17 protein-coding genes are annotated in these 24142 nt (G+C 33.5%); 14 read left to right on the top strand and 3 right to left on the bottom strand.

All coding sequences use genetic code 11. From position 1 onward, the window contains the following. Positions 1–166 precede the first annotated feature (166 nt). Entirely contained in the window at positions 167–2920 is a 2754-nt protein-coding gene (locus tag MYRA21_RS04520; RefSeq protein ID WP_006259811.1) for a TonB-dependent receptor, read from the bottom strand. Between the two features lie 184 nt (positions 2921–3104). Here MYRA21_RS04520 and MYRA21_RS04515 point away from each other — a divergent pair, with 184 nt between their 5' ends. The 7 genes from MYRA21_RS04515 to MYRA21_RS04485 all read left to right on the top strand — a co-directional run bounded on the left by MYRA21_RS04515 (position 3105) and on the right by MYRA21_RS04485 (position 8580). Beyond that, positions 3105–3797 (top strand): response regulator transcription factor, encoded by a 693-nt coding sequence (locus MYRA21_RS04515; protein ID WP_006259810.1) that lies wholly within the window; start codon positions 3105–3107, stop codon positions 3795–3797. Between the two features lie 3 nt (positions 3798–3800). Continuing rightward, a complete protein-coding gene (locus tag MYRA21_RS04510; protein WP_006259809.1) occupies positions 3801–4862 on the top strand; it encodes a cell wall metabolism sensor histidine kinase WalK in 1062 nt (353 codons plus the stop codon). A gap of 102 nt (positions 4863–4964) precedes the next feature. After that, positions 4965–5636 (top strand): tRNA (guanosine(46)-N7)-methyltransferase TrmB, encoded by a 672-nt coding sequence (trmB, locus tag MYRA21_RS04505; protein ID WP_006259808.1) that lies wholly within the window; start codon positions 4965–4967, stop codon positions 5634–5636. A gap of 1 nt (position 5637) precedes the next feature. After that, positions 5638–6264 carry a hypothetical protein gene (locus tag MYRA21_RS04500; RefSeq protein ID WP_006259807.1) on the top strand — a complete coding sequence of 209 codons (627 nt, stop codon included), beginning with the start codon at positions 5638–5640 and terminating at the stop codon, positions 6262–6264. Beyond that, positions 6264–6599 carry an MGMT family protein gene (locus MYRA21_RS04495; protein ID WP_006259806.1) on the top strand — a complete coding sequence of 112 codons (336 nt, stop codon included), beginning with the start codon at positions 6264–6266 and terminating at the stop codon, positions 6597–6599. The genes MYRA21_RS04500 and MYRA21_RS04495 overlap by 1 nt, the downstream gene beginning before the upstream one ends. 562 nt (positions 6600–7161) lie before the next feature. Next, a complete protein-coding gene (locus MYRA21_RS04490) occupies positions 7162–7692 on the top strand; it encodes a hypothetical protein (protein ID WP_006259805.1) in 531 nt (176 codons plus the stop codon). 102 nt (positions 7693–7794) lie between these two features. Then, positions 7795–8580 (top strand): hypothetical protein, encoded by a 786-nt coding sequence (locus MYRA21_RS04485; RefSeq protein ID WP_006259804.1) that lies wholly within the window; start codon positions 7795–7797, stop codon positions 8578–8580. Between the two features lie 304 nt (positions 8581–8884). Here MYRA21_RS04485 and MYRA21_RS04480 read toward each other — a convergent pair whose 3' ends face one another. Together MYRA21_RS04480 and MYRA21_RS04475 are read right to left on the bottom strand one after the other, a co-directional pair. Then, positions 8885–10210 (bottom strand): PAS domain-containing sensor histidine kinase, encoded by a 1326-nt coding sequence (locus MYRA21_RS04480; RefSeq protein ID WP_006259803.1) that lies wholly within the window; start codon positions 10208–10210, stop codon positions 8885–8887. A 10-nt stretch (positions 10211–10220) separates the two neighbouring features. Continuing rightward, positions 10221–11567 carry a sigma-54 dependent transcriptional regulator gene (locus MYRA21_RS04475; protein WP_006259802.1) on the bottom strand — a complete coding sequence of 449 codons (1347 nt, stop codon included), beginning with the start codon at positions 11565–11567 and terminating at the stop codon, positions 10221–10223. A 152-nt stretch (positions 11568–11719) separates the two neighbouring features. Here MYRA21_RS04475 and MYRA21_RS04470 point away from each other — a divergent pair, with 152 nt between their 5' ends. Genes MYRA21_RS04470 through MYRA21_RS04440 form a run of 7 tightly spaced genes read left to right on the top strand, consistent with a single transcriptional unit; the run spans position 11720 to position 24142 of the window. Next, entirely contained in the window at positions 11720–12961 is a 1242-nt protein-coding gene (locus tag MYRA21_RS04470; protein WP_156860084.1) for an efflux RND transporter periplasmic adaptor subunit, read from the top strand. 23 nt (positions 12962–12984) lie between these two features. Continuing rightward, a complete protein-coding gene (locus MYRA21_RS04465; RefSeq protein WP_006259800.1) occupies positions 12985–13668 on the top strand; it encodes an ABC transporter ATP-binding protein in 684 nt (227 codons plus the stop codon). Positions 13669–13680: 12 nt separating this feature from the next. Beyond that, positions 13681–14436, top strand: coding sequence for a GIN domain-containing protein (locus MYRA21_RS04460; protein WP_006259799.1), 756 nt, complete (start codon positions 13681–13683; stop codon positions 14434–14436). 4 nt (positions 14437–14440) lie between these two features. Beyond that, complete coding sequence (locus tag MYRA21_RS04455) at positions 14441–16819, top strand: ABC transporter permease (protein ID WP_006259798.1); 2379 nt, start codon at positions 14441–14443, stop codon at positions 16817–16819. Between the two features lie 2 nt (positions 16820–16821). Continuing rightward, positions 16822–19272, top strand: a complete 2451-nt coding sequence (locus MYRA21_RS04450) for an ABC transporter permease (protein ID WP_006259797.1) — start codon at positions 16822–16824, stop codon at positions 19270–19272. A 2-nt stretch (positions 19273–19274) separates the two neighbouring features. Further along, positions 19275–21710 carry an ABC transporter permease gene (locus MYRA21_RS04445; protein ID WP_006259796.1) on the top strand — a complete coding sequence of 812 codons (2436 nt, stop codon included), beginning with the start codon at positions 19275–19277 and terminating at the stop codon, positions 21708–21710. A 2-nt stretch (positions 21711–21712) separates the two neighbouring features. Next, a complete protein-coding gene (locus MYRA21_RS04440; protein ID WP_006259795.1) occupies positions 21713–24142 on the top strand; it encodes an ABC transporter permease in 2430 nt (809 codons plus the stop codon).

The raw sequence follows: 24142 nt of genomic DNA, 5'->3' as shown, positions 1-24142 counted from the left end.
TAGGAAAGAGGAATGAGTACTTTTGTAAGTAATTAGGAGAGAAATATTTTTTAAAATAGATCATATTGAATATGATTTTAATTGACCTTTTTTAGTAAAAAATAAAGCGAGAGCCTTATTAGAAGACTCTCGCTTTGCTTTTGGGGTATTATATGATATTTAGATTCTAGAATGAATAGTTTAGGCTTAAGCTAAAGTTTCTTCCAAGTTTATATGATCTTACTAAGACATCTTGAGTCTTGTTTTGTTGTTCTCTTTCAATTTTTGGGTCTAATAAGTTTTTAGCATTTAAACCAATACCAAACCTTTTATTAAATTTCATTTTGAAAGTAAAATCTAACATACCAAATGCTTTGTCTACTAGGTTACCACTTTGCTCTGTTCCGATAGAGTATAATTTATCAGAGAAATGAGCATAAGATACAGTAGCCATTAAGTTTTTCTCACCCCATTCTTTGATATAAGATAAGTCAGCATTTAATAAGAAATCTGATGCACCTGTGAAGTCTGAATTGTCATGTGTAAATGAGGTAGTGATATATTTATTCTCTCGATTTACTTTTTCATTATCTAATTTTTGGTACGTCTTCATTATAGAAGCGTTTAACCCTCCCGTTAGTTTATTAGTATTTACATCATCGAAGCTGATTAAGTTTTTACGTACTTCTATTTCTACTCCTGCTGCGTATCCATAGTCACCTGTATTCGCATACGTGATATCATTAGAAGAAGAAGCTGAAACAATCTCGTTGATTGGGTTTTTAATATATTTACCAAATACAGAAGCAGAGAATACTTCATCATTAGTAGGGAAGAATTCCCACTTAAGATCTACGTTATAATCATCAGATGCATATAAGTCTGGGTTACCTACTTTAATCTCAGTTACATCCTCATAGATAAATCTAGCTCTCTCTTTGAATTGAGGTAAAGTATATGTTTTAGATGCAGCAAAACGAAGGTTATTTCTATCATCAACAGCATATTTTAAAGATAAGCTTGGTAAGAATGCATTTTTATCTAATGTATTAGAGCTCTTATCTGCGTCTAACTGTGTTTGCCAAGTTACTTTTTGAGTGATTGTCTCAAATCTAGCTCCGATAGTACCTGATAATCTATCTGATAATTTGTATTCTACATTCGCAAAACCTGCATGTACTGTCATATCTCCATCATACGTTTGAGGTAATAATGCATTAGGTGTATTCGCACCTCCTCTGAAAGTGTATGTTTGGAAGTATCCGTTGTTGAAGTTTTGTTGATTAAAGAAGTTATCTAATGCATACGGATTTATATTGTTGTTGTAATCAGCATTGATCTGAAATACGTACTGTGTAGCCTTAAACTCTCTATTTTTTTGACGTAAGTTATATCCTACTGTTAACTTTCCATTGTATAGGTTCTCACTGTTTTTACTGAATTTATAAGATGCAGCGATATTTGCACCTACTTCGTTTTCGATTAGATCCTCGAAGTATCTGTTATTATCAGATCTAGAGTTAGTTGAGAATTCGTAGTTATCCTCTCCTTTAACTTTGTTTAAAGTGTACATCTGTCTGTCAGGAGTCTGAGCAGAGATGTTATTAAGCGCTAACCCCCAGTTTAGGTCTATTTGATCATTTAGTTTATGATCTCCTAATAATTGGTTTACGAATAGACGATCTTGTCTGTAGTTTTGTCTTGATAGAAGCGTATTTTCATAATAGTCTTTTCTATCTGTAATATCTCTGATAAAACCAGTGTATTCATCTAGTTTTTCTTGAGTACCATTGATTAAAAGAGAATTGTATTTAATACTATTTCTAGAGTTGATATTATACTCAGCATTTAACATCGCAGTAGTATTCGTATTGTACTCATAAGACTTCATGTATAAATCTTTTGTAAAACTGTTTTGAGCTTGAGCAGTACGATTAATTCCTTCTTTGAATTTGTAATTATTGTCAAATGATACAGTAGCAAAGATGTTTAATGAAGACTCTGCTCCGAAGTAGAATGATTTACCACCATTCAGTCCTAAACTTATTCCATAAGGAGATTTGTTTTTTGTCTGAGCAGAGTTTTTAAAACTAAAACTTTGAAGCGCATTACTAGGTTGTTTTGTATTAGAGAATCCTAAAAAGTTTCTGTCTGATAGAGATCTAAACTTATCTTCTCCTACAGCATTAGAATTAATGTTTGATCCTAAACTAATGTTGAAGAATCCTTCTCCACTGTGTTTTTTAGAAATAATGTCTATATTTCCTCCTGCGAAGTCTCCAGAGTTTCTTGCACTATATGTTTTATCTATTGAGATGTATTCTACGATATCAGTAGAGAATAAGTTTAAATCAATATTCTTTTTCTCTGGGTCATTTGAGGCTAGTGGCAATCCATTTAGAGAAGTACTGTTATATCTATCTCCTAGTCCACGTACGAATATTGTTCCTGTACCTTCTTGCTTGGCTACACCTGTTGTTTTAGCTACTGCAGAAGCTACATCACTTACCCCTTTACGAGATAATTCTTGTGAACCTATATGTTGTTTGATCTCACTAGATCTCTGTTGTTCTATAAGTAGAGCTGATTCTCTAGATTTAGAACGTGTAGCTTCCACTATCACTCCTTCTAGTTCTACGTGTTCAGAGGCTAATGCTATATTTAATGTTTTTGATTCTTTTTTTGCAACTGTGATTGATTTTTCTTGAGTTACATATCCCATATATTGAAACTGTAATATATAAGTACCTGCTTCTATCGAGATACTGTAACTTCCATCTAATTCTGTGTTTACTCCTTCAGAAGTATTTTTAATTGCCACGGTAGCATAGGCTAGTGGTTCATGCGTAGAGTCATCTGTTATTTTTCCTTTAATTTCGGCCTTTTGTCCATAAAAAGTGGCTGATACCATTAAGGTTAAGATCACTAAGAAATTTTTCATATAAATAAGTGTGTTGTATTATTGGTGCAAAGAACCTAGATGAATGTATAGTGAATGTTAATCAAAGTTTAATTTTTTGCGTATATTAGGTTATCAAATTGTTAACATATTAAATTATTGTAAAGTCTATATTTAGTAATGTATTATGCTCTATATTTGACCTACTAAAACACGCAACACAAGTATGAAAAATTCTGAAATTAAGATCCTTTTAGCTGATGATGAGCAAGATATTATCGATATCATTGGATATAATTTAGAGCAAGAGGGGTATCAAGTATTTACTGCAACAAACGGTAAGCTAGCAGTGGAGTCTGCAACTCAAAACAAACCACACCTTATTATATTAGATGTAATGATGCCTGAGATGGACGGTATAGAAGCATGTGAGTTGATTAGAAAAAACAGTGGTCTATCTAATAGTGTAATCACCTTTTTAACAGCACGTGGGGAAGATTATTCACAGGTAGCAGGTTTTGAAGCAGGTGCGGATGATTATATTACTAAGCCTGTCAAACCTAAGGTACTAATGAGTAAGGTAAAGGCATTACTTAGACGTGCACGCTTCAGTGACGATACTTCTAGTAATACTATAGAAGTAGGAGATATTAGAATAGATAGGGATGAATACAGAGTATTTGTTCGCAAAGAAGAAATTGTATTCCCTAGAAAAGAATTTGAACTACTTTATTTATTAATGGCTAAGCCAGGTAAAGTGTTTACTCGTGACGAGATCTTAGATGCAGTATGGGGTAATGAAGTGGTAGTAGGCGGAAGAACTATCGATGTACATATCCGAAAACTAAGAGAAAAAATCGGAGATAGTTACTTTAAGACTATAAAAGGAGTAGGATATAAATTTGACCACGCAGAATAGTTAATGGCTACAAAGTTTAAAAACTCTTATAAGTTTGCAATAAAGTCTTCATCTTCTATTACCTTGATAAGCTTTATTGTAACCTTTCCCATAGGTGTATTTTATCTAAACATCCCAGTTTGGATAGTGTTAGGATATCTTTTAATCTTATTTACGATGTCCTTTTTTATTCTTCAGTATCGTGTAGAGCACTTTATCTACAGAAGAATTAAAAAAATATATGACAATGTCTCTCTGTTAGAACATGCTGAGCTGAGAAGTAAAGCCGTGACGACTGATATGCAGACCTTGACAGAAGAAATCCAGAAATTTGCTAAAAACAAGAAAATTGAGATTGAGTCTCTTCAAGTGAGAGAAGAATATAGAAGAGAGTTCTTAGGGAATATATCTCATGAACTAAAGACTCCTCTATTCACGATACAGAGTTATTTAGAGACTTTACAGGATGGTGCGATTAATGATCTTAAAGTCAGGGACCGTTATATAGAGCGGGCAGCTCAGAGTGTAGATCGTCTTATCTATATCGTTAATGACTTAGATATGATTACTAAGCTTGAGTCTGGTGATCTACACCTTAATATCGTGACTTTTGATATTGTAGAGACGATTCGACATGCTTTTGACTTTTTAGATTATAAAGCCAAAAAAAGAAATATATCTCTAATCTTCGATCTGAATTATAACAAACCTATTTATGTAGTAGGTGATAAGGAACGCATAGGACAAGTCATTACGAATCTAATAGATAACTCTATTAAATATGGTAAGGAAAAAGGGACTACGGAAGTAACTATTGAAGACTTAGTGAATAATAAATTAATTATCCGTGTTACAGATAATGGCTTAGGGATTAAGAAGGAGAATGTGTCTCGTCTATTCGAGCGCTTCTATCGTATAGATAAGAGTGGAGCTAGAGCAGTGGGTGGTTCTGGATTAGGATTGTCTATCGTGAAGCATATTGTAGAGGCACATGAAGAACATATTTATGTAGAGAGTAGTTTTGGCTATGGATCAGAGTTCTCTTTCACTTTAGAGAAAGCTTTCGTAGACCCTACTGATAATTAATTATGTGCCAATAGGGTATCTATTTGTTGCAGATAAAATTAAAATAGGATAGTTTCACTATAATTACTTAATTTTGCGCAAATTTATAATGAAGTATATCACGTGGGAAGTAAAAATAAACTAAAGCGATTCAGAGAGAACGAAACTTTTGACATTGTATATCAGCCGACTAGAGAAGATATGATAGGAGAGTTACCTCAAAAAGGTAATTGGAATAAAGACGTTTTTAAGAATGACAATCCTATAGTATTAGAACTAGGATGTGGAAAAGGAGAATATACAGTAGAGCTAGCGAAGCGTTTTCCTGAGAAAAACTTTATTGGTATTGATATTAAAGGTGCTCGTTTTTGGCGTGGGGCTAAGACAGCTGTAGAGTCAGGAATGACTAATGTGGCTTTCTTACGTACACAAATCGAACTTATCGAGTATGCATTTGCATCAGGTGAGGTGAGCGAAATCTGGATTACTTTCCCAGACCCTCAGATCAAGTATAAACGTACTAAACACCGTCTAACGAATAGTGAATTCCTTAAACGTTATAAGAATATTTTATCAGAAGATGGTATTATGAACTTAAAGACGGATAGTGAGTTCATGCATGGTTATACATTAGGACTTCTACATGGAGAAGGACATGAAGTTATCTACGCTAATCACCACATTTATAAAAATGAAGGTGCACCTTCAGTAGTAACAGAAATTCAAACTTTTTACGAATCACAGTATTTAGAACAAAATAAACCTATAACTTACATTCAATTTAGAATTAAGTAAGATGGGAGTAGAAGTTGTCACACTTTTATTTTTCGGTTTTTTAGCAGCTACCTTGGGAGTTTCTCTTCCAGGGCTGCTTAATATGACAGCTGTCAAGATTGCTAAGGAAGAAGGAGGGCGCAATGCTTTCTCGTATGTCTTAGGAGCTTCGACCGTTATTTTTATTCAGACCTTTATCGCCATATTCTTTTCTAAGCTTATTGATTCTAGCCCGAGTATTACTGAGGCATTACACGAAATCGGTTTAGTTATTTTTGCAATATTGACGATTTACTTCTTCTTTTTTGCAAAGAAAAAAGAGATGAAGAAAAAGAATAATCCTAAGAAGAGCAAGTCGCCTTTTGTTTATGGACTTTTCTTAGCTTCGATCAATGTATTCTTAATTCCCTATTACGTTTTTTTAAGTATTACTTTAGCTACTTATGATTATCATATCTTTGACCTGATCTGTACTATATTCTTCTCATTAGGGGTAGTGATAGGATCAGCGATGATGTTTTATCTCTATATTTCCTTTTTTAAGAAACCCTCTAGAGAAGATGCTTTTATCTTGCGCAATATTAATTATGTAATCGGAACTATTACGGGTATTATCTGTTTAATCACGATATATAAGTTATTGAAATAATGGACAAGCAGGCTAATTTCTTTGAACGAGTTTTCACTGTTGCAAGACAGATACCCGTAGGTAGAGTGACTACTTATGGGGCTATAGCTAGAGCTATCGGAGCAGCGCGTTCGGCGCGTATGGTAGGTTATGCGATGAATGCGTCTCATGATGATGATACAGTACCTGCACATCGTGTAGTGAATCGCAATGGATTATTGACAGGTAAGTTTCATTTTGATGGAACTAATCTGATGCAACAGTTATTAGAGAATGAAGGGGTTGAGGTAGTAGATAATAAAGTGGTCAATTTTAAAGAACTCCTTTGGGAACCTACTGTGTACGAAGGAGAATAATTAACCTCATAGACCGCTTCTTTTCTCTAGTAGTGTATTTTAATCCAATTATTTAGATGTTATTAGTTCATATTTTGAATTAGTTTGTTTACTTCTTATTTTTACAGAAAGAGGTCTGTTTTTCTCTAATAAATAGCTGTTATTTCCTTTTTAAGAGTTTTAGAAGACTCTTTATTTACTGTTTTTTTGCATATTTAGGCTATTTAAGCCTTTTTTTGTGTCTTTTTTTAAAAAATAAGCTTAGTTTTTTTGCATTCATATTGAGATTTTAATGATTCAAATCATTGATTATTAGTTGTTTGTGGTTGTTTTTGTTTTTAGGGGTTAAAAACCAGAATAGCCTGTAATCCTAGATATAGTACGCTTTAGAGTGAGCTCCTTCAAGAGTTCTTCAACATTTCCCCAAGATTACTCTATTAGAGCACTTATTTCTTGAAGAAGTCTTGAAGGAATATTGAGGGAGTGTTGAAGGGGATAGAAAAAACGAATGATTAGTTAGTTGTTACTTATCAGTACAGGCTTTGTTTTTCTGATATCATTATATTTACTAAAAAATACCTGAATGAAAGAAGAGAAAGTATATTATTATGGTTCTAGCATGGGTAGAAGCCTTGTGATCATAGGTGCTATAGGTTTAGTATTCGGGCTAGTACTGTGTTATTTTATACTTAGAGATGTGGAGGTGAGTATCACGTTATTTATAACATTTTGGCAGTTGACTTTATTGTTATCACTATTCATAGGAGTAGGTATAGTCTGGATAGTTCTAGGCATTATCTTGTTAAGAAAGTCAGCAAGTCGACACGTCCTATTGAGACTTACACCCGATGAGATTATTAACTATGAGAGAGGGATTACCCTTAAGTGGAGAGATATAGAAGAAGTGATATACATTGGCTTTCGCAACAAGCATGGGATAGGGGTTAAGATGAAGAATAAAGATCTTGTGTTTAATCAATTGCCTTTGTACAGTAGTGTATTTAATCGAATATTTGGATTGAGTTTATTTGATGCTCTCTCTGGAGAATATCTTGAAGGAGATGGTAGAGCTATACATCAGGAGATAAAAGGATATCATGAAGGGGCGAGATAGGTATGGACTGTGAGTCTGTGCTAATATGGTTGTAAAAAGTCATGACTCAATTTTCAGGTTCTTAGATCTTACATTATCTTTATAAGAAAAGAGATTAATATTATGGAGTATAATAAAAATTTTAAAGATTTAATAGCAATAAATAAAGACGAACTTTATATTGGAAAAGGTAACCCTATGGGGAAAATTTTGTTTGTTGGAAAAGAGGCTGCAATAGATATAGAAAATAATCTAAAAGGATATAATCAAGAAGTAAAGAATAATCATTTATACTGGGTAGATAATATAAGTAAAAATTTATCTCAAGAAGAAGTTATGAGTTGGTGTAGTAATGAACCATTATTTAATCCACTTTATCCATATAAAGGACAAAAGAATACAATATATTCTTTTGATACTAAAAAGAATATAGAAAGAGGAAAAAGAGGAACAAGTGCTACTTGGTATAATTATCAAAAATTATATGATAAGATTTATAATAATGGAGTAAAGAATAATTGTGTTAGTTTCTTTGAGAATTCTTTTATAACTGAATTGAGTGAAGCATCTGCAAAAAGTAGTTCTAGAGTTGATAAGCTAGAGAGAACTATTAGTATAAAGAAAAGAAGAAAGTTTTTATCTAATGATTTTTATCGTGATTTTCCTATTGTTATAGTTGCAGTAGGACACTATGTAAGAGACGAAGATATAAATATTGAAGAAATATTTGATGTAACGTTTGACAAGAAACAAAGTACTATTGATGTTACAAAATCAAATTATATAAATATTCATTATGATAATCTTGAAAAACCTAGTAGGATAGTAATTCATACCAATCAATTAAGTATGGGAATAAGTGATGCTTTATTAGATAAAATAGCTGAAATAGTTGAAAGTTTTAAATAATTATAGAAAAAACTCCACTTGATTAGGTGGAGTTTTGTTATTTATAGTATTCCTCTTTTTGATAGCTTTAGAGATCATATATAGATATGTGGTCAAAAAGGTCGGGTATTAAGAAAATATCTAGTAGACATTTTTAGTGATGTCCATTGTGTGACGCGCATGATAATGCGTCTGTACTTTGACGTAGTCAGGAGGCGTGTGGGCTAAATGCGTTTGTGGATATGCTAGTGTGATTCCTCCTATCGTCGGAATGACAAGATACTAGATATTATGCCATAGGTGCAATTTCTAATTCCTAATTAATTTAATACAGTGGGAAGTTAAGACTGAAGACTGTTCTGTCTTCTCGTCTGTGGTACGTTAGGTATCCATTGTGCATCTCTACGATATTCTTAGATAGAGGTAATCCAATACCTGCTCCTTCTTCACGGGTGGTGTAGAAAGGGATGAATATCTTTTCTTTAATCTCAGGGATGATTCCTAGTCCACTGTCTTCTATATCTATGTAGATACGATTGTTCTTTTCGTATAAGTTAATATGGATTTCTTTTACCTCTTGTTTGGCAGTGGCGTGTATTGCATTCGTCAATAAGTTGATAAATACTTGCTCCATCTGTTTAATGTCCCACTCTAGATTGATCTGCAGATTTAAGTTCGTTTGTACTTTGATACCATTATTTTTGAATAGAGGCATCAGAGTTTCTATACTCATCTGTATAATGCGATTAACGGGGACTGACTGCTTTTTAGGAGAAGTCAGCATGGTTAATTTTCTATAGTTGTCTATGAATTGCTGTAAGTGATTAGTACGGTTAACGATTGTATTGATACTTACTTTGATATCATCCATATCTTCTTCTGACAGCTCTTCCTCTTCTAGTATTTCTTGAGTATTATGAGCAAGTGAGTGGATAGGTGTAAGAGAGTTCATGATCTCATGAGAGATAATCTTCATTAGATTCTCCCAAGTATCTTTTTCTTTTTTCTCTAACACTTTCTGAATAGAATCTAATAATACGATGAAGTACTCTTGATTTTGACTTATTGTATTAGAAGTTTGGAGCATAAAGGTTTGTTTCTCCTCATGCTCTATTTTGATATCGATAGACTCTTTAGATTCTTTAAAGTTTAGTTGTTGTAGATGATGTGTCAGTGTAGGGAGTAGTCGTTCTAGGTTTGTCCAAGACCTAATCTTCGGTATATCGAATAGGGAAGAGAAGTAATCATTGATAAGGAATATGTCCCACTTATCGTTCTTCTTCTCTAGAATTAGAATACCTGTTTCTATATTGTTTAAAATATTTAGATAGACCAGCTCACGTATTTCGTTTTGCTGTTGTTGTGTTTGCAGTTTATGATAGAGTTTCTGTAAGTTATTTAATGTCTCATTGGGCTGCTCTTTTGTAGTCTTAAGCGAATAGTCATCATACATCATCGCTAGTACGATACGGTCTATAGCTGTGTAATATTTCTTCTGAAAAAAGAAAAGTTCAATGAATAAAGCGATTATCAGTATACATACCAAGACAAAGGAATACACAAGGTTCTTAGTGAACAAATACATGCCTAACAATCCTAATAGAAGGATAACTATAATGCGCAAGAAGGCTTTAAAGTGGAATGATTGCATAGGATTAAACTTAGTTTTTGATATTGTATTTTTCTAGTCTTCTATATAATGCGGCTCTAGATAACCCTAGTTCTTCAGCCGTCTGAGAGATATTGCCATCGTACTTCTCTAGTGCTTTAAGGATAGAGATACGCTCCATATCTTGTAAGGTATTCTCTTCTGTAGAGGTATCGTTAATCATAGTTGGTGAAATACCGAAATCATGAAGGTTTAGCTCATCCTCTTCTGTTAGGATTAATGCACGCTCCACACGATTTTGCATTTCGCGTATATTCCCTTTCCAGTCGTAGTAAGTTAAGGCTTGCTGAGTAGATTCGCTAATACTCGGTACAGTTCGATCATATTTATGAGCATACTCTTCCACAAAGAATTGTAGTAGAGGTAAGATATCTTCTAGACGATCTCTTAATGGAGGCAGCTGTAGTGTCACAGTGTTGATACGGTAATACAAGTCTTCTCTGAATGACTTCTCATTGACCTCTTGTTCTATATTAGCATTCGTAGCTGTGATGATGCGGATGTCTACAGGGCGAGCTTTAGACTCCCCTAGTCGAATCACGCTTTTAGATTGGATGACTTGAAGAAGCTTAGCTTGTAAGTGAAGAGGTACATTGCCGATTTCGTCTAAGAATATAGTACCACCATTGGCGGCTTCGAAGCGACCTTCCGTATCTTGCTTAGCATCTGTAAAAGCTCCTTTAGCATAACCAAATAGCTCACTCTCAAAAAGATTTTCGTTTAAAGACCCCAAGTCTACATGAATAAATGGTTGCTCTTTTCGAGGAGAATTGTCATGTATATGCTTTGCCAGTACATATTTACCTGTACCATTCTCTCCTAATATTAGTGCATTAACATCTGTTTTAGCTACACGACTAGCCATCGTATATACTTTCTGAATGCTAGGAGCCTGACCTATAAATACGTTATCTTCTTTTTGTGGTTTGTCTACTAGCGTTTCTTTTTTGCGCAGTTGTTTGACTACTCCTTTTACGGTTTCTATAAGTGCTTCATTATTCCATGGTTTTAGGATATAATCTACCGCTCCGAGTTTGATACCTTCTACAGCAGTTTCTACATTACCATAAGAAGTCATCAGTATAATCTGTGTATTCGGTGCAATATTTTTAATCTCTTTAAACCAAAATATCCCTTCTTTACCATCTTCGAAGCCTACACGATAATTCATGTCTAGAATAATCACATCTACTTCTTGTTGAGAAAGTATTTCTGCTATTTTTTTTGGGTTATTATTCGTCAATATGGTTTCAAAGTGTCTTTTTAGCAACATTTTTGCTGCGATAAGAACTTCAGAATTGTCGTCTAATACAAGAATTGTAGCGTTAGTTTTTCTCATGGTGTAAAGGTTTATTTCAAAAGCGAACGTTTTAGTGTCCGAAACTGAACAGTTTATTTTTTGATCAAATATTAAGTTGTTGATTTGTAATGATTAATGTGTTCATTAATGATTGGCACATTATTGTTATTATATCTATAAAACAATTAATAATGGATCGTACTATTCCTCGTAAAAATAGAAAAAAAGTTAAGATAATACTTGTTTCAGTTGGTATTATCGCTTTGCTATTGATCAGTTATATCACTTTTTTTCAGCATATCGCTTTAAACGTTTCTAAGAAAGAGATACGTATTCGTCCTGTAGAAGAGAACTTCTTCGAAGAGTATATTTCTTTTCAGTCTCAGGTAGAACCATTGCATTCTTTGTTAGTTAATATCACAGAAGGAGGAGCGGTGATGGAGAGATTAGTAGAGAATGGTAGTATGGTAGTACAGGGACAACCTTTAGTAAGACTGTATAACCCGAGTTCTGAGTTTAACTTTATGTCTCAAGAAGCTTCTCTGATTGATCAAATGAATAATTTGAATGTGAATAAGATGAATATTCGTAATCAAGAGTTAAATTTAACGAAAGATTTGATAAGCATCGAGTACGATTATAAGAATGCAGAGCTACAGTATGATCTGAATAAGAAATTATATGATCAAGAGATATTGTCAGAGAGTGATTGGAACAAAACAAGAGAGGCTCTAACATATCAAAAAAAGCGTAAGGCGCTGATGGAAGAGAGTATCCAAAAAGAGAAACAAAGTAATGCGTTACAAGTAAAACAAATAGATCAATCGATAGCTGTCATCAATAGAAGCTTAGAGCAGCTAAGAGAGAATAAACAGAATTTCTTATTAAAAGCACCTGTATCGGGGAGGCTGTCATCGTTCGAGGCTATATTAGGAAAGACGTATAACGGAGGAGAGAGTATCGGTAAGATAGATGTGATGGAAGGATATAAGCTAGTCGCACAGGTAGATGAGTTCTATCTCGATAAAATAATGCTTAAGCAGAGAGGGCAGATCGATATGAAAGGGCAGATCACGAATGTAGAAGTGATCAAAGTGTTGCCTGAGGTGAAGAGCGGTAGATTCGAAGTACACCTGGCTTTCGATACAGAAAAGGAATTAAAACTACAGGAAGGGACGACTTTCGGAGTGAAGTTATTCTTGTCAGGAAAAGAGAAAGCGCTCTTATTACCTAAAGGTAATTTCTTTCAAGACACAAAAGGAGAATGGGTATATGTAGTAAAAAACAATAAGGCTACAAGAAGGAATGTAGAGATAGGACGCGAGAACCCTGCTTACTATGAAGTGATATCGGGCTTAGAAGTAGGAGAAGAAGTGATCGTATCAAGTTATAAAGATTATTTAAGAGTAGAACATTTAAACATAGAAGAATAATTATGGTAATAACTATTAATCAAATGTCTCGTGTATTTCAGACAGAAGAAATAGAGACAACAGCTTTAAATCAGGTTTCTTTAAATGTAAAAAAAGGAGAGTTTATCTCTGTTATGGGACCTTCAGGATGTGGAAAGTCAACGTTGTTAAATATCATCGGACTATTAGATAATGCGAGTAGTGGAAGCTACCTGTTATTAGACAAGGAGATGGTGGGATTAACAGAAGGTCAGCGAGCACAGATTAGAAAAGAAAACATCGGATTTATATTCCAAAACTTTAATCTAATCGATGAGTTGACAGTGTATGATAATATAGAACTTCCTCTAATCTATAATAAAGTACCTAGTAGTGAGCGCAAGAAGAGGGTAATGGAGATAGCAGAGCGCTTAAATATAGTACATAGATTAAAACACTATCCACAACAGTTATCAGGAGGACAACAACAACGTGTGGCTGTAGGGCGTGCCTTGGTAACGAACCCTAAGATTATCCTAGCCGATGAGCCTACAGGTAACTTAGATAGTAAGAATGGTAACGAAGTAATGGAATTATTAACAGAACTGCACCAACAAGGAGCTACAATCATCATGGTGACTCACTCGAATCACGATGCTTCGTACTCAGAACGCACGATTTTAATGAAAGATGGAATGATCTTATCAGAGAAAATGAATACTAAAATCGTAGATGTTTTTGCAGAATAAAAACACAGAATTATGATACGTTTTTTATTAACACTTGTAGCTGCGCTATTGTCCTTCATCATGTATGGACAAGGTAAGCAAACGGTTACTATAGCAGGTGGAGTACAGAGTATAGAAGTATCTTCTATAGTGATAGTTAATGTTGATGCAACTAGGGATTCTAATACAGTAGAAATAGTCACTGATAAGGAGAGCCCAGAAGAGTTAGTACAAATCAGACAGGTAGGAACTAAATTGTCTATTGAATCCAAATCTCCAAACAGAAGATATAAAAGTATAGGAAAGATTACAGTGAATGTTTCTCAGAAGTCAGTACTTACTTATTACGCTAGTGCTATGGCTAGAATAGTGGTGTCTGGTAGAGTATCTGGTGATAGCGCTAAGATATCTGTTGATGGGGCTGGATCTATAAATGCTAATTTCTCTGTGAATACAATCAGTATTAATGTAGACTCAGCCTCTAAGTATGTAGGTAATGTAACAGCGAAGACGATGAAGGCTAATGTAGACTCAGCAGGTCGTGTGGAAGTGACAGGAGATGTCGAATCCCTTGTAGTCAATGTGGATAGTGCAGCGACATTCGCAGGCAAAGGCTTAAAAGCAAAAACAGTAAAAGCTGAGGTAGACTCTATGGGGAAGGCAGAAGTGTATCCTACAGAAAGTCTAAATGCTTATGCAGACTCTATGGGTAAAGTGGTGTACTATAATACACCAAAAGAATTAAAGAAATATACAGATTCTATGGGATCAGTTAAGGCAGGTAATTAGTGTTATGCTAAAGAATTGGTTTAAAATATATATTAAAAATATCAGCAACTCTAGATTGTTCTTTTTGTGGAATATCATAGGGTTAGCTATTGGTATGGCTTCTGTTATCCTAGCAGTGACTTACTATAAGAGTGAGTATAGCTATAATAGATGGATACCTAAGGTAGGTAATATGTATGAAGTAAACCTAGAGATGGGAAAACAATCCAATTCTATCTATATCCCTGCAGGGGTAGGACCTTATTTATTAGAGAATCGATTAGCTGAAGACTACTGTTACTACGCGTTAGAGTATTTAGATTTCTATGGGGAGAGTAAAACAGAACAAGGAGTTGTAAGTAAGATATTGAATACACAAGATACGTTCTTTTACTTTTTTCCTTTTGAATTTAAGTATGGCGATAAAGATAGACTGTTCATAGATGACTATTCTATAGCAATATCTTCTAATCTAGCTACTCGTTTTTTTGGAGAGGCTAATCCTGTCGGAGATACACTTTCGTTAGCACATCAGAAGTATGTGATAAGAGGGGTGTATGAATTAAATCAACGTGCTACAATTATGCCTGAGGTTGTACTTGCTTCTATAGACTTTGATGATATGGAAGAGTATGAGTTATGGCAAGAGAATGTAGGTGGACTCGTGTTTAAAAAAGCAGAAGGAGTAGACCAGGTTAAGTTATTAAAAGAACTAGAAGAAGTTTACTACAATAAGAAAAAGAAGAATAAATACTTCGATGATAGAGGAGATGAGGTTACTTCTAAGTTAGTTCCATTAGCAGAAGCTCGATTTGAATCTAAGCAGAGTACTCTATTAGAAGGGAATACGAAGAGAGAAACAATAGGGTTAATCAGTGGGTGTTCGTTCTTAATCTTTTTACTGACTGTAGTGAACTATATCAGTCTGAATCAGTCTAATGTATTAAGTAGAGCAAAGGAGTTGTCTCTAAGAAGAATTATAGGAGCTTCAAAAGGACAGTTGGTATTACAGTTACTTTTTGAGACGGTACTGAATGTCTTAGTTGCGTTAAGTATCTCTTTGGTTTTAGTAGAATTGAGTTTACCTATTTACAACAGTTTTTTACATCAACACTTAGTATTCTCTTGGGAAGCTATGGGGATTTTGATTTTACTGATAGGTGGAGGAATTATTTGCCTAGGAGGTTTGTTACCTGCTTTATACGGTAGTATTATCGCTAGACAACACACTAAGGGAGGGCAAGTACAGCTTCATTTAAGTATCTCTAAGTGGAGAATGACATTCGTGGGAATACAGTTGGTGATTGCTTTCTTTTTCTTAATCGCTGGATGGCTAGTGTATAATCAGGTGGATTATATGCAAAGCAAAGAATTAGGATTTAAAGGAGAACAGGTATATCAAGTCAAGCTATATACACAACAGATCAGACGTAAGATGTATAGATCATCTAAAGTCATAGAGCAAATAGCGGATATAAAAGGGGTGAAAGGTGTAGGGCTGTCTACGATCTCTTTTAAAGGAAATAGTATGAATACGAACCATACGGCTTATTACCAACAACAGAAAATAACGGACTTCATCATGGATGGGGTAGATGAAGGGTATATACAGATGATGGGATTCAATATGCTGGCGATTCAGGAGGATATAGATGAAGATCTCCCAACCGTATATGTCAATGAGAAATTTGTTACTCAACTAGGTAAACAACCTAGTGATGTAGTAGGAGAGGTCATAGCGTATGACAGTAATACATTTATCATAAAAGGGGTAATAGGAGACTTTAACCGAGACGGATTTGAAGAGAGTATAAAGCCAATGCTTCTGTTTCACTGGAGAGATATAGAGTTTTTGCCTTATGGTATAGAGTCTCTATCTGTGCAGATAGATCCAGAGATAAAGGAAGAAACTCTAGAACGTCTACAAGCGTTCTGGATAGTGAATGTTGATTATGAGTATCCGTTTGAGGTGATGGCTGTGAAGAAACAGTTTGCTCAGACTTATCAGAAAACATTATCACAGCGCAATATGTTTATGCTGTGGAATGGAGCAGTAGTGTTGATCGCTCTGTTCGGACTCTACGCGGTGATGTCCTTTGCAATAGAACAACAATTAAAGGAAATCGTGATCAGAAAAGTATTAGGGGCTAGTGAGAAAGAACTCTATCTGAAGTTATTAAAGCCTTTTATATATGCTCTGGGGATTACTTATGTATTAGTACTATACCCTACATATTGGTTGATGAGTAAATGGTTAGATAGGTTTGTAGATCATACAGATATTTCGGTTTACCCATTTGTACTTTCTTTAGTGCTACTCTCTGTTTTAGTCTTTGTGGTTTTAGCAAGTAAGCTGTATAAGGCTGTTAAAATCAATATTATTAATTATATCAAATACGAATAAAAATGTTAAAGAACTGGTTGAAAATATATTGGTACAATACGATGAAGCACAAGATGTATTTCTTGTTGACAGTAGTAGGATTAACACTAGGTATTGCGTCAGTTGTATTAGCATCATTATACTATCTAGAAGAGTCTAGTTATGATCAGTGGAATCCGAATAAGGATGAGGTGTATCTCGTAGAGACTGTAGCTCCGAATTTCTCTATGACAGATCAGTTCCGTCCTATGGGAAGGTATCTAAAGGATAATTATAAGGAACTAGATGATTATATGTATTTTGGATATAATGGTTCTTTAAATTTTATTTATAATGAGAAGACAATAGATGTAAAGGATACATATACTGTACAAGATAACTACTTTGAGTTTTTTCCATTCGAGTTTGTATATGGGAATACTGAAAAAGCATTAGTTAACCCTAATGATGTAGCAATAGATATTAAGATCTCTGAAGCACTATTTGGGGAAGGAGTAAACCCAATAGGTAAGACAATAGAAGCTATTAATCCAAACTATGATAGTCAGGGTAACACTAGGTTTATAATCTCTGGTGTATACAAAATAGGAGACCTACGCAGTTCTTTTGCTCCTAATGCAGTTATGAATAATTTGACTGAAAAGTCTAGGGACAGTGATGACTGGACGAAGGAATTTGGATTAAATCTATGTGTGAAGACTAAACAGCCTGAAAAAATTAAAAAGGCTATAGTGGAGCTTAGAGATAAATATGTTGCCATTCCTAATGCAGAGAAGGATGGTCTAACATTAGAGCAATATAAAGAAGAAGAGCCTTTTAAATACTATACAGGAGATATTGTATTAAATAAGCTTGCAGATGCTCGTATGCTACCGAATAAAAGGTTATTCCCTGCAGGTAGTGCAAATGTGCAAATGTTAAACATAAGTATCTTCTTATCTATGACGATACTCTTACTTTCTATTTTTAATTATGTCAATCTATCATTAACGCAAGTAGTGAGTAGAGGAAAAGAAATAGGAATGAGAAGAGTAGCTGGTGGAGGTAAGAGAAGTTTTTATCAGCAGAGTATTTTTGAAACTGCTATTGTGGTTATTCTTTCTTTAGTATTAGCTATTTGTATTATTGAGCTCATTCTGCCTTATATCAATGTGTATTTAGAGACGAATATCACATTTTCGTTTATCAATGATTTAGCTGTTCTTATCGTTATTGCCACTTTAGTGATTCTGATATGTGGTGGTATTCCTGCTTTTTTTGTTTCAAGATTTGAGACTGTCAAATTATTAAAAGGAAATATAATAGGAACTAGAGGAGGTAAATGGCTTAGTAATGGTTTTTTAGTTCTTCAATTTACAATAGCTTGTTTCTTTATTATAGGTTCTATCATCGTCAATGCACAAGTAAGTTATATGCTCAATAAAAGTCTTGGTTTTAAAGGAGATCAAGTTATTAATATAGAGTTTCTTAATCATAATAGTTATACAGGGAAACGTGCTACTAAATATGCAAGCTTTAAAGCCGAACTAGAAAAGATTAGAGGAATTGAGTCGGTATCTACTAGTACTATAGGTTTTGGAAATACTTCAAATGGTGTATTTGGCACCTATCATAACAACGGGAAAGAGAATTTGATGATTAGTAATGTTATGATAGACTATGATTTCTTCGATGTATTAGAGATTAAGCTAAAAGAAGGTAGGATGTTATCTGCTCAATTATCTTCTGATAGTTTAGATAATGTGGTGGTGAATGAGACTTTTGTTCGTAGGATGAATTTGACTAATCCTCTTGATACTTCAATAGAACAGTTAGGCAAGAAGAAAACAGTAGTGGGAGTAATTCAAGACTTTAATATCGATAGACTTGAAGTAAAAATATTGCCATCTGTATATTCTTATATGCCAGAGACTAAGCATAGCTATGGGATGTATTCTGTTATATACATAAGGGTGGCTCCAGAATATTTTAGTAAGACTATTGTAGATATCGAGAAGCTGTGGAAGCAGTATAATATAGAAGAAAGGGATGTGTTTCAATACAAGTTTGTAGATAAGCAGTTTGCAGAGACTTTCCATAAAGTACAGATGGAGAAGAGAATATTTAATATTCTAAGTACTGTAGTTGTATTCATTGCTTTATTTGGACTGTTTGCCGTATCGTCTTTTACGATAGGAACAAAGCTAAGAGAAGTAGCTATTCGAAAGGTATTAGGAGCTGAGATTTTCGGACTGTTAAGACAGTTGTCATTTCAGTATGTAATTTATTGCTTGGTTGGGTTCGGTATAGCAGTATTCCCTAGTTATTACTTTTTAAATAAGTGGTTAGCGAACTATGCGTATCGCATAGAGATCGGATGGAGTGTGTACGTGTATAGTTTGTTGTTGATTTTAGGATTGACATTGTTGATTGTTATCAGTCGTGCTTATAAGGCGACTAGAGTAGATGTATTAAAGTATATCAAATACGAATAGAGATGTTAAAGAACTGGTTAAAGATTTATTGGTACAATACGATGAAGCACAAGATGTATTTCTTGTTGACAGTAGTAGGGTTGGCGATAGGTATTGCGTCAGTTACATTAGCATCGTTATATTATCTAGAAGAGTCTAGTTATGATCAATGGAATCCTTATAAGGATGAGGTTTTTGTTTTAGAGTCTAAAAGTGATCAGATCTCTAGTAATAGTCAGCCCTTTGCACTAGGGTATTTCTTAAAAGAGAATTACCCTATAGTGGAAGATTATATGTACTATAATGGGGTGTATTTTAGAGGAAATGTAAAAATAGATGAGAAGGAATATACTATTGAGAAAGTAATATATGCTCAGAAGAATTTCTTTTCTTTTTTTTCTTTTGAGTTTGTTTATGGCAATGAGAAAACAGCGTTTAATAATCCAAATGATATTGCTATAGAACTAGAATTAGCTGAATTATTATTCGGTAAGAATGTTAATCCATTAGGAGAAGAAATTGAGATAAATGATGTTAAGTATAGTGTATCTGCTGTCTATAGAATAGGACATGATATAAGAAGTTCTATGAGTCCTAATATTGTAATAGATAAGTTAAGTACTGAAGAGATAGCGTCTAGAGGAGATTGGTTTACAAGTAATTATAATTTAGTAGTTAAAACCAAAGATAAAGAACAGACTAGAGTCGCTATTGATAATTTATTCTATAAACATTTTTATTCTGTTTTAGCAGAGTCTAAAGGAGTTTCTGTAGAAGAATTTGTAGAGACGACTTTTAAAAGCTTCTATGCTAAGAGTTATTTATTACCCTTAAATGGCGCTAGGATGAATGCAATAGGTTATTTTTTTCCTGAGGGAAATACTAATCTATTGATGTTGAAAATTATAGTGGGACTTTCTGTTATGATTCTATTGTTATCGATATTTAATTTTATCAACCTAGCACTATCTCAGTCTCTGAATCGAACTAAAGAAGTTGGGGTGAGAAAGGTTTTAGGCGCAAATAGAAGTTTAATTATTAGTCAAGGGCTTTTAGAGTCCTTTATAACAACAGGAATAGCTTTATTATTAAGTGTTATTATTTTAGAATTATTAGTGCCGTTCATAAATGTATTTGTGGGTACAACGATTGAGTTCTCGTTTTTTAAGTTTATAGGCTTATTATCGAGTGTATTAATAGTTGTCACTCTCTTGGTGGGTATCTTACCAGCACTATATCTCGATAAGATGGATACGTTATCAGCACTTAAAGGTTTTATCTATAAAAGCACTAGTGGAAGAGTAATAAAGAATAGTTTTTTAGTTCTACAGTTTGTTATTGCTAGTTTTTTTATCACAAGTGGGATATTGATACATCAACAGGTTAATTATATGCTTAATAAAGATCTCGGCTTTAAGGGGGATCAGGTAATAGGTGTATTATTTAAGGAAAATAGAGAATACGATGGGACTTCTGATCGATTAAATCAATACTATAATTTTAAAGAGGAACTTCTACAAATAAAAGGAGTGGAGGATGTGTCAACAGCTTCTTCACACTTTGGAAGTAATGCATTATCTAATACGTTTACTTATCATTCATATCAATCAGAAGAGTTCTTAGTCGAACAAATAGGAATGGATTATAACTACTTTGATTTATATGATATAAAGATGAAACAAGGGAGGAATATATCTTCTCAGTTTGCTTCAGATAGTATTAATAACATTATTGTCAATGAGGCCTTCGTTAGAGAAATGAAACAGAAAGAACCACTAGGGAAGTTTATAGAAGGCAAAGGTTTTAAGTACACAATCATAGGTGTGGTAGATGACTATAATAATGAAAGATTAGCAAACGAAGTAAAACCTAAGATTTACTACCACTTTCATACTAATCAAAGGATAAGAAATAATTTTCTATATGTCTCTATTAAATTAAGTAAAGATAAGATAGAGTCTACTCTAGATGCTGTTGAAAAAATATGGAAGAAATATAATATAGATAGTAAAATTCCTTTTGTTTATGAATTTGTAGATCAACGTTATGCGAAAACTTTTGACCGTGTGTTATTAGAGAGAAAAGTATTTAGAGTATTAAATTATACAGTTGTATTCATTGCTTTATTTGGACTGTTTGCTGTATCGTCTTTTACGATAGGAACAAAGTTAAGAGAAGTAGCTATCCGAAAGATACTTGGAGCTGAGACTTTCGGACTGTTAAGACAATTGACATTTCAGTATGTAATTTATTGCTTGGTTGGATTTGGAATAGCAGTATTCCCTAGTTATTACTTTTTAAATAAGTGGTTAGAGAATTATGCGTATCGCATAGAGATAGGATGGAGTGTGTATGTGTATAGTTTGTTGTTGATTTTAGGATTGACATTGTTGATTGTTATTAGTCGTGCTTATAAAGCGACTAGAGTAGATGTATTAAAGTATATTAAATACGAATAGAGATGTTAAAGAACTGGTTAAAAATATATTGGTACAATACGATGAAGCACAAGATGTATTTCTTGTTGACAGTAATAGGATTGGCGATAGGGTTATCAGCTGTGATTATTTCGTATTTATATTATACTGAAGAAATGTCTTATGATACTTGGCACAAGGATAGTGATCGTGTATTTATGGTTGAGACTAAGTTTAGTGAAGAGGAGAGCTGGCCAATGTTATCTTATCCATTTGGATCTAAATTAAATGAAATATCTCCTGAAGTAGAAGCATATTCTTATGTAGATAATAGCTATGATGATGGAATGTTACTGCGTAATGGAGAACTGCTTTCTTATACCAAGGCTATTAGCGTACAGTCTAATTTCTTTACTGTATTTCCTTTTGAAATAGTAAGTGGAAGTCAACTACAACCTTTTGATGCCCCAAATCAAGCATATATAAAAGATACATATGTAGACTATTTATTTAAAGATAAAGATCCTATAGGGCAGACTATAGTGATATGGGATGTCTCTTATGTAGTAAAAGGAATATTTAAAGAAGCAAATACATTAAGTTCTATCAATCCTAATATCATAATAAATGATTTAGATGAAAGGGAGAAAGAAGCAGTAGAGAAAGGGTATTGGGGAAATTTTAGTTCTGCTTTATGGGTAAAACTCAAGGATACGCAGTCTAAAGAAACTATAGAGAAAAGGTTACTCGCTATATATGATGAGTATGTCATGTTGCCTGAGGCTAATAAAAAAGGTATATCTGTAGACGAGTATAAAAGAAGTAGAGGGGAGCGTTATTTTGGTTATTATCTACATGATTTAAAGGGACAACGTTTTGAGAAAAATATTGATATAAATGCATTACCAGAAGGGAGTGCTAATGTTAATAGAATATATATAGCTATAGGTTTATCATTGCTAATCTTATTGTTATCTGTATTTAATTATATTAATATTACTACAGTACAGGTGATGGATAGAGGTAAGGAAGTGGGTATGCGTAAAACTTTTGGTGCGAATCGTTTAAGTCTGATATATCAAAACTATTTTGAATCAACTATAACGGTACTAATATCTATAGTATTGTCTTTTGTAATAGTAGAATTCTCTTTACCTAGTTTAAGAGTGTTTTTTAAGGCACAGTTAATCTTCGATTTGTTTGATTTTATACTACAATTACTAATTTTCTTAATATTAGTAGTTTTTTTAGTGGGAACTATACCTGCTCTGTATGTATCTAGTTTTAAAACAATAGAAGTTTTAAAAGGTAATATAAAGAGAAGTAAGAAAGGGGTGTGGTTTAAAAATCTTCTATTAACAGTTCAGTTTATTGTTGCTTGTTTTTTTATTATAGGATCTTTTATTATTTATCAGCAAGTGAGTTATATGTTGAAAAAAGATTTAGGATTTCAGGCTGAACAAATAGTAGGGGTGACATATAATTTTAAGAAGGGTATAAACAATAAATATGACGTGTATAAGAGATTAAAAACAGATGTTTTAAATCTAAGTAATGTGGAAGGAGCGAGTGCGTGTTTATTAGATATTGGCGGTAGTAGATATGTGTCTTCAGGCTTTAGTTATAAAGAAAAAGATGTGCAGCCTGGTATAGCTGCAATAGATTATGATTTCTTGGAATTATATCAGATTGAAATGAAAGAAGGAAGAATGTTATCAAAGGATTTAGCTAATGATAGTATTCAAAATATTTTGATTAATGAGAAAGCAATGTCCATAATGGGGGAGTCACAGCCTATAGGCAAGAATATAAAATGGAATGGAGGGGAATATACTATAGTAGGAGTAGTAAAGGATTTTAATCTAGTAGGACTTAGAGAAGATTATAGACCATTATTATTTGTTACACTGTCTAATAATCAGTGGGGAAACAATATGAAAGAGATGTCTATTAAGATAAAAGCTGACAAGGCTGAGGAAACAATGAAGGCTATTGAAGAGGTGTGGAAGAAACATAATATAACTGATTTACCATTTCAGTATGAATTTGTAGATAAGCGATTTGCTAAAAGTTTTGAACGGTCTTTACAGGAACGAAATGTATTCTTAGTATTGAATTCTTTGGTTGTTTTCATTGCTCTTTTTGGATTGTATAGTTTGGCATCATTTACGATTAACTCTAGGTTAAAAGAAGTTGCTATACGCAAAGTATTAGGTGCGAGACCTAAAGATCTGATACAGAAGTTAACAGGGCAGTACATTGTGTTTTGTTTAATAGGTTTTGGAATAGCTGTATTTCCCAGTTATTACTTCTTGAATAAATGGTTAAGTGATTATGCTTTTAGAATAGAGATGAGTGTATGGCCATTTATATTTTGTTTTGTCATCATTATAATATTGACATTACTAATTGTTATCAGTCGTGCTTATAAAGCGACTAGAGTGGATGTATTAAAATATATTAAATACGAGTAG

The sequence above is a fragment of the Myroides sp. A21 genome (assembly GCF_000807225.1).
Classification (GTDB): Bacteria; Bacteroidota; Bacteroidia; order Flavobacteriales; family Flavobacteriaceae; genus Flavobacterium; species Flavobacterium odoratimimum.
The sequence above is the reverse complement of the archived record's forward strand: the minus strand, read 5'-3'. Positions and strand labels throughout refer to the sequence as shown.

Bases quoted from the DNA above. Each gene is read 5' to 3' on its own strand.
- MYRA21_RS04520 (WP_006259811.1), bottom strand. From the start codon at position 2,920: ATGAAAAATTTCTTAGTGATCTTAACCTTAATGGTATCAGCCACTTTT.
- MYRA21_RS04515 (WP_006259810.1), top strand. From the start codon at position 3,105: ATGAAAAATTCTGAAATTAAGATCCTTTTAGCTGATGATGAGCAAGAT.
- MYRA21_RS04510 (WP_006259809.1), top strand. From the start codon at position 3,801: ATGGCTACAAAGTTTAAAAACTCTTATAAGTTTGCAATAAAGTCTTCA.
- MYRA21_RS04500 (WP_006259807.1), top strand. From the start codon at position 5,638: ATGGGAGTAGAAGTTGTCACACTTTTATTTTTCGGTTTTTTAGCAGCT.
- MYRA21_RS04495 (WP_006259806.1), top strand. From the start codon at position 6,264: ATGGACAAGCAGGCTAATTTCTTTGAACGAGTTTTCACTGTTGCAAGA.
- MYRA21_RS04490 (WP_006259805.1), top strand. From the start codon at position 7,162: ATGAAAGAAGAGAAAGTATATTATTATGGTTCTAGCATGGGTAGAAGC.
- MYRA21_RS04485 (WP_006259804.1), top strand. From the start codon at position 7,795: ATGGAGTATAATAAAAATTTTAAAGATTTAATAGCAATAAATAAAGAC.
- MYRA21_RS04480 (WP_006259803.1), bottom strand. From the start codon at position 10,210: ATGCAATCATTCCACTTTAAAGCCTTCTTGCGCATTATAGTTATCCTT.
- MYRA21_RS04475 (WP_006259802.1), bottom strand. From the start codon at position 11,567: ATGAGAAAAACTAACGCTACAATTCTTGTATTAGACGACAATTCTGAA.
- MYRA21_RS04470 (WP_156860084.1), top strand. From the start codon at position 11,720: ATGGATCGTACTATTCCTCGTAAAAATAGAAAAAAAGTTAAGATAATA.
- MYRA21_RS04465 (WP_006259800.1), top strand. From the start codon at position 12,985: ATGTCTCGTGTATTTCAGACAGAAGAAATAGAGACAACAGCTTTAAAT.
- MYRA21_RS04460 (WP_006259799.1), top strand. From the start codon at position 13,681: ATGATACGTTTTTTATTAACACTTGTAGCTGCGCTATTGTCCTTCATC.
- MYRA21_RS04455 (WP_006259798.1), top strand. From the start codon at position 14,441: ATGCTAAAGAATTGGTTTAAAATATATATTAAAAATATCAGCAACTCT.
- MYRA21_RS04450 (WP_006259797.1), top strand. From the start codon at position 16,822: ATGTTAAAGAACTGGTTGAAAATATATTGGTACAATACGATGAAGCAC.
- MYRA21_RS04445 (WP_006259796.1), top strand. From the start codon at position 19,275: ATGTTAAAGAACTGGTTAAAGATTTATTGGTACAATACGATGAAGCAC.
- MYRA21_RS04440 (WP_006259795.1), top strand. From the start codon at position 21,713: ATGTTAAAGAACTGGTTAAAAATATATTGGTACAATACGATGAAGCAC.